General features: G+C 53.8%; 8 protein-coding genes. 6 read left to right on the top strand and 2 right to left on the bottom strand.

From position 1 onward, the window contains the following. The coding region (locus ACYC56_RS11065; protein ID WP_461374238.1) for an FAD-dependent oxidoreductase at nt 1–183 on the bottom strand (183 nt) is incomplete at its 3' end. 243 nt (nt 184–426) lie between these two features. After that, nucleotides 427–684, bottom strand: coding sequence for a rhodanese-like domain-containing protein (locus ACYC56_RS11060; protein WP_461374237.1), 258 nt, complete (start codon nt 682–684; stop codon nt 427–429). A 141-nt stretch (nt 685–825) separates the two neighbouring features. Here ACYC56_RS11060 and ACYC56_RS11055 point away from each other — a divergent pair, with 141 nt between their 5' ends. The 6 genes from ACYC56_RS11055 to ACYC56_RS11030 form a co-directional block, all read left to right on the top strand. Then, a complete protein-coding gene (locus ACYC56_RS11055) occupies nt 826–1992 on the top strand; it encodes an NAD(P)/FAD-dependent oxidoreductase (RefSeq protein WP_461374236.1) in 1167 nt (388 codons plus the stop codon). 71 nt (nt 1993–2063) lie between these two features. Next, nucleotides 2064–2795: a RadC family protein gene (gene radC, locus ACYC56_RS11050; RefSeq protein WP_461374235.1), complete on the top strand. Its 732-nt coding sequence runs from the start codon at nt 2064–2066 to the stop codon at nt 2793–2795. A 15-nt stretch (nt 2796–2810) separates the two neighbouring features. Beyond that, nucleotides 2811–3845, top strand: a complete 1035-nt coding sequence (locus ACYC56_RS11045; protein WP_461374234.1) for a rod shape-determining protein — start codon at nt 2811–2813, stop codon at nt 3843–3845. A 110-nt stretch (nt 3846–3955) separates the two neighbouring features. Then, nucleotides 3956–4804, top strand: coding sequence for a rod shape-determining protein MreC (mreC, locus tag ACYC56_RS11040; protein WP_461374233.1), 849 nt, complete (start codon nt 3956–3958; stop codon nt 4802–4804). Then, complete coding sequence (gene mreD / locus ACYC56_RS11035; RefSeq protein WP_461374232.1) at nt 4804–5325, top strand: rod shape-determining protein MreD; 522 nt, start codon at nt 4804–4806, stop codon at nt 5323–5325. Before mreC ends, mreD begins: the two co-directional genes overlap by 1 nt. Nucleotides 5326–5405: 80 nt before the next feature. After that, a partial coding sequence (locus ACYC56_RS11030; protein ID WP_461374231.1) for a penicillin-binding transpeptidase domain-containing protein occupies nt 5406–6558 on the top strand: 1153 nt, incomplete at its 3' end.

Below are 6558 nucleotides of genomic sequence, written 5' to 3'. Positions count from 1 at the left end.
AAGCACCTGCGCGCACTGCAGCAGACTGGTCGTCGGGATGCACCCACGGTGCAGGCATGTCCCGCCCACCTTGTCTTTTTCTATAACGGCCACCTTAAGGCCGAGTTCGGCTGCCCGCAGTGCCGCCGCGTATCCCCCGGGGCCGCCACCGATGATGGCGAGGTCGTAATATGCTTCTGCCAACGTAAGGTACCTCCAGAGTCATGCACTAAATCTCGTGCGCCTGTCTGCCTTGTAAGCAATCCAGTGCCGATTTTAATATACCCGTTGATGGTGGCCGCTAATCTAAAATCAGTCTTTCGGCTCGATGGGGTAGCCCGCCGCTTCCCATTCGGCGTCTCCTCCTTTAAGGGGCCAGACCTTCGTGAAGCCGTGGCTGCGTAACATAAGCGCCACCCAGGCGCTTGTCTCCTCGTGGGGTCATCTTCAGTAGGTGATGATGGGCCTGTCTTTTGGCAGCTGATTGATCGCTGAACGGACGTGGGCGGCCGGTATCCGCACCGAATCTTTTATCTTGGTGGTGCTGTGCTCGTAGTCCTCCGGGTCCCGAACATCAAGGATGACGGGGTTCTCACCCTCGTCGATGAGCTTTTTGACCTCTTCCTTCTTGATTCTCTCGGGTTTATGCTGCAATTCTCTAAGCCTCGAAATATCTCCACCCGTAAAGTGACCGTGCGGTCGCATCGGAAACCCTCCTTTATTTGCACTGCCGTCTACTGTGTATTTACCAATTTAGCAGGGAAAATAACCCGTGCTTGTTTTTCTCAAAACGGGAATATATCTAACAATGCCCGCGAACTTGTTGAGAGAAAAGGGGGTCGGGTCGTGAGCGGTCGGACAAAGGATGTCGTAGTTATCGGATGTGGTTTTGCCGGCATGGAGGCGGCGCTATTATTGAGAGCGCTTGCCTCATCCGATATGAATATCTCGGTGGTCAGCAGTGGCGAGAAGATGGTCTATACGCCGAGTCTTATCTGGTTGCCGCCACGGCGAAGGACGCTTGAGGAGATATCTATCGAGATAGAGCCGGTCTTAAGCCCAAAGAGGATAAAAATTGTCCGAAATGATGCAGCGGCAATCGAGCCCGACCAGAAGCAGGTTATACTAAATGGCGGGGACACGCTTCGCTACGATTACCTGGTTATCGCCGCAGGCTGGAGGTCGAAGAGAAGCCATATCCGGGGCAGCAAGAATGTTCTTTTCCCGTGCGATATAGAAGACGCACTAAAACTCACCGATGATATCGACGCGATGGAGGGCGGATCGATTACCTTTGCGATAGAAGGGGAGCGCCCCGGCCCCGGCGCCGAGTTCCTGGGATGGATAGATATCTATCTTAGAACAAAAGGGGTACGCGATAATTTCACCCTTAATCTTGCAGACGAAAAGCACATGCTCCTCATCCACCTTGGAAGAGAGGCCTGCATCAAGCTCACTGCGAACTTTGAGCAGCGCGGCATCAACTTATACCTTGGGAAGAGATTGATCGCAGCGCGGCCCGGTACGGCCTTCTTAGAGGGAGGCACCGAGGTGCCGTCGGATTTGATATGCGCAGTCGGTAAACTTGAGGCCCCACCTCTTCTTAGAAGGTTCGGGTCTTCGGGGCCCGATGGGTTTATACCGGTTAACGCCGACTTGACCTCCATGGCATACCCAGATATCTATGTCGCAGGCGATGCGACGTGGTTCAACAGCAAAACGTTTGTCCCAAAGGTGGCCACGCTCGCCATCGACCAGGGACAAATTGCCGCAACCAATATCCAAGCGCAGGTAAACGGGACAAATAAGGTGTATTTCAGCCCGGAGGATGCAGTCAGAAACCTCTATCTGCTCTCCGACTTCGGTTATGTATGCGCGATGGCCCAAAACTATAAAACCATACGCTACGGCTCCTACCTTCATATAGTCAAAGAAAGCATCGAGCGCTACTACCTCTACACCCACCGCCGCGGTATCCCCTGGCACTTCACCAGCCTGGAGAAATCAGCCTAAAACCCTTCGCAATTCCTCTGGCTTCTATTTAACGGTTGGTGACATATATAGCTGTATCCGATAGAATTATATTGCGTAAATTGATTCTCTTCGATGCGGGAGGGGCATTGACCGAGAGGAACGGACATCTGACCATCAAGCAATTGCCGCCTGAATTGAGGCCACGGGAACGGCTTATCCAGTTTGGTGCAGGCAGTTTGTCAAATGCTGAATTACTGGCTATAGTGTTGGGTACTGGTACAAAAAATAAGACTACGGTTCAAGTTAGCGAGAAGTTGTTATCGCACTTCCAATCGCTCGGTTCTCTGGGGCGGTCAACCGTTGAGGAACTCTGCGATATCGATGGGATAGGGAAGGCAAAAGCCACAAAAATCCTGGCGACGCTCGAGCTGGGGCGGCGTCTCGGAGCGGCGTCGCCGGCCGAGCGGTTTACCATCAGTTCCCCCGAGGACGTCGCACGACTTCTCATGTCCGATATGCGCGACCTCGACCGTGAGCATTTCAAAGCCCTGGTGCTGAATATAAAGCACCAGGTGTTAAAGGTTATCGACGTGTCCATCGGGAGCCTGAGTTCATCGGTCGTGCACCCGAGAGAGCTGTATAAAACGGTAATCAGGCACAACGGCGCTGCGGTTATCGTCGTGCATAACCATCCCAGCGGGGACCCGACGCCGAGCGCCGAGGATATCAGGGTCACCAAGCGCCTTTCTGAGGCGGGCGGTATCCTGGGGATCGATCTGTTAGACCATATTATTCTAGGGGACGGCCGTTTCGTCAGCCTTAAGGAATATAGCTTAATGTAGCCGAAAGGAGCACCAATGTTTGATTTTTTAGCGATGCCGCTAAGTCGGGATATGGCGATTGATTTGGGTACCGCCAATACTCTCGTCCACGTTAAGGGAAGGGGCATCGTGCTGGTTGAGCCTTCGGTTGTTGCCTATGATAAGACATCGGGCAAGATATTAGCTGTAGGGGTAGACGCCAAGCGAATGATCGGCCGCACGCCGGGGAGCATCGTCGCCATCAGGCCGCTGAAGGATGGCGTTATCGCCGATTTCGATGTGACCGAGGCGATGCTGCGGCATTTTATACAAAAGATACACAATCGCAAGCAACTCGTGAGGCCGAGGGTCGTAATCTGCGTCCCATCCGGGGTAACCGAGGTGGAGCGGCGCGCCGTGTTTGAGGCCACGCTTCATGCGGGCGCACGCGAGGTCTACCTGATAGAAGAGCCCATGGCGGCAGCTATCGGCGCGGGCCTGCCCATTCAGGAGCCCACAGGCAACATGGTTGTCGATATCGGTGGGGGAACCACCGAAGTCGCGGTTATATCGCTCGGCGGTATCGTCACCTGCCAGTCGATTCGAATCGGCGGCGACGAGTTCGACGAGGCGATAATGAACCACGTCAAAAAGGAATACAATATCATGATAGGCGAGCGCACCGCCGAGGAGATAAAGATCGAGATCGGAAGCGGCTATCCAATGGGCGATGAAGAGGACGCCGAGGTCAGAGGGCGCGACCTCTTAACCGGGCTGCCTAAAAACGTCATCCTCTCATCTGAGGAGATACGTGCGGCGATCGAAGAACCGCTTTCGGCGATAGTTCTTGCGATAAAAGGAACGCTTGAGAAGACCCCGCCGGAACTATCAAGTGATATTATGGATAGAGGGATTGTCATGACGGGCGGCGGCTCGCTTCTAAAAGGCCTCGACGAGAGGATACGACAGGAGACGGGAATGCCGGTCCATGTGACAGACGACCCCTTGAGCTGTGTGGCCATGGGAAGCGGTATAGCCCTCAGCGAGATACAGACGCTCAGAAAAGTGCTCATCGGTACATCATCACGATAACGACCAGCTGTCAGCTGTCGGCTGCCGGCCATCAGCAGGGATCTGAAGCATATGCGCCCAAAGCTGATAGCTGCAAGCTGAGAGCTGACAGTTATTTATAAGGAGTTTTTATGCCGGAGTTTTTCGGTAAACGCAATTACCTGATTCTCTTCGGGCTTATTTTTATAAGTATGGTTCTGCTTACCATTCACTTTCGTGAAGGTCAGGATGGCCCCATCCACCGGGCTCAACGCCTGGTACTGGCGGCAACAGCCCCGTTGCAAGCGGCCGTGACTACAGCGCTCACTCCTGTGAGGGACGGTTGGGATTATCTTGCGCACTTTGGTGAGCTTAAACGCGAAAACAAGGAGCTTCAAAAAGAAGTATCGGCGCTTAAAAGCGAATTGTTCGCGCGCCACGGCCTCGAAGCCGAAAACGACCGCTTACGAAAACTCATCGATTTTAAGCAAAAGCAAGCATACGGCACCATCGCCGCCAACGTTATCGGTATGCCCGAGAACAATTGGTGGTCTTCAGTCATCGTCGACCAGGGTCTATCGGCGGGGGCCAAGCATAATATGCCGGTTATTGCGGGCGGCGGGCTTGTCGGTCAGGTCTCAGATGCATCGTCGCACGTTGCGAAAGTCGTTCTCTTAAACGATGCGCAGAGCGGTGTCTCGGTGCAGGTGCAGCGAACGGGCGAGGTGGGTGTCATCAAAGGCCAGCTCAAAGACAAGCGGCTGGTGTTGCAATACATCTCCAGGGATTCGGATATTAAAAACGGCGATATTATCGTCACCTCGGGGCTTGGAGGGATTTTCCCAAGGGACCTCTACGTTGGAACGGTCGCCAAAGTGCGCCAGTCGGTCTACAGCCTGTATAAAATCGTTGAAGTCGAGCCGCCTATCGATTTTGCGCACATAGAAGAAGTCCTTATCCTGCAATATGACCCCGGAGTTTCGATCACGGAGGGCAACTGATGTGGCCGGTACTGCAATCCTGCCTGGTCGTGCTCGGTGCGTTTATCTTGCAGGCGGTGCTGGTCCCGCATATCGCTCTCGGTGGGACCAAACCGGATATCATCCTCATAGTGACGGCGCTCTACGGTTTTACCTATGGGGCGCAGGTAGGTGCGATTGCAGGCTTTTTCGGGGGATTCCTGGGTGATCTTGCCGGCGGCATGCACGTGGGGCTCGGCCTGGTAAGTAAATCGATCGTGGGGTTTTTCGCGGGACTGGTACAGAGGACGATCTTCGTCGAAAGCATCCTGCTGCCGATGCTTGCGATTTTCATCGCAACGTGGCTCAACGAATTCGTCTATGTGGGGTTTATGTTCCTGCTGGGCGAAATCACACCGATAAAGGTGCTGATGCTTCAGGTGATTCTTCCGACGGCGATCTACAATGCGCTTCTTACCCCGCTTATCTACCTGATCGTCCGCCGATTCCTCGTGTTTAAACAAGAAACACCCTCAATCAATGTAGCCAGGAAGTATGAGTGAGAGTAGCGACTGGCGACTAGCGATTGGTGTGGGTCGAGAGTGGGTTTTTAATCGCTAATCGCTAACAACAGAGAAATGTTATGAAACTAGTCGATTCGACATTAGATAAGAATATAAAGCCTGAAGATGTTAGACCGCGACTGATCGTGCTGACGTTTATCGCGATAGGTATCTTCGTAGTCTTGTTGAGTAGGCTCTGGTTCCTGCAGGTCATGGGCGGGCAGAAGTATATGGAGCTTGCCGAGGGCAACTATATCCGGGTCATCCCGATCGAGGCGCCGCGCGGGCTTATCTACGATCGCAACGGTAAGGTGCTCGTCAACAACCGCCCGAGTATCGGGGTCTCGTTATCGCCGCCGGTTGCAGATAAACATCCCGAGATCACTGGCAAACTCTCAAAGATCCTGAAGATGTCGGTTGGCGATATCAAGGAGAGGCTTGCGGAGAAACGGTCCGACCCGCTCAAACCGAGAGTCATCATGCGCGATGTCGATGACAAGACGCTTGCCTATATTGAGGAACACAAGATGGAACTTCCTGGAGTGGACGTCATCACCGAATCCATCCGCGGCTACCCGTTTGGCAATCTCGGGGCTCACGTATTTGGGTATATGGGTGAGATCTCCGACACCCAGGTCGTAAAACTTAAGAATACAGGTGACTTTTCTCCGGGCGATATCGTCGGCCAATCCGGTGTTGAGAGCACTTTTGAAGGGCTTCTCAGGGGGCAGAAGGGGAGCCAGCAGGTCGAGGTGAATGCCTCGGGTAGGCCACTCAGCGTTATAAAAAGCCAGGACCCGATTCCGGGACATAACCTTATGCTCACCATCGATCTCAACATTCAAAAAATAACCGAGCAGGCGCTAAAGGATGCCATCGACCGGGCGCACCGGACCGGTAAAGCCGATCAGGGTGCACGGGCGGATGCCGGAGCGGCGGTGGTTATGGACCCACGAAACGGCGAAATCGTCGCGATAGCCAGCTATCCGACATATAATCCGGAGCTTTTCATCGGCGGCATCTCCAAGAAGAATTGGGCGGAGCTTATCGATAAGAAAAACAACTACCCGCTTAACAACAGGGCGTTGATGTCGTACCCGCCCGGCTCTACCTTTAAGCCGGTCACCTTAATGGGCGCGCTTGCCGACGGATTGACCTCATTAAGCGAGACATTTGTTTGCACCGGTAAGTGGACCGGGGTAGGAAAGGATTGGGCCAGGTGGTGTTGGGACC

The organism is Candidatus Aquicultor sp., assembly GCF_054640775.1.
This window is presented reverse-complemented; position numbering and strand designations above follow the sequence as displayed.

Bases quoted from the DNA above. Each gene is read 5' to 3' on its own strand.
- mreC (WP_461374233.1), top strand. From the start codon at position 3,956: ATGCCGGAGTTTTTCGGTAAACGCAATTACCTGATTCTCTTCGGGCTT.
- ACYC56_RS11045 (WP_461374234.1), top strand. From the start codon at position 2,811: ATGTTTGATTTTTTAGCGATGCCGCTAAGTCGGGATATGGCGATTGAT.
- ACYC56_RS11060 (WP_461374237.1), bottom strand. From the start codon at position 684: ATGCGACCGCACGGTCACTTTACGGGTGGAGATATTTCGAGGCTTAGA.
- mreD (WP_461374232.1), top strand. From the start codon at position 4,804: ATGTGGCCGGTACTGCAATCCTGCCTGGTCGTGCTCGGTGCGTTTATC.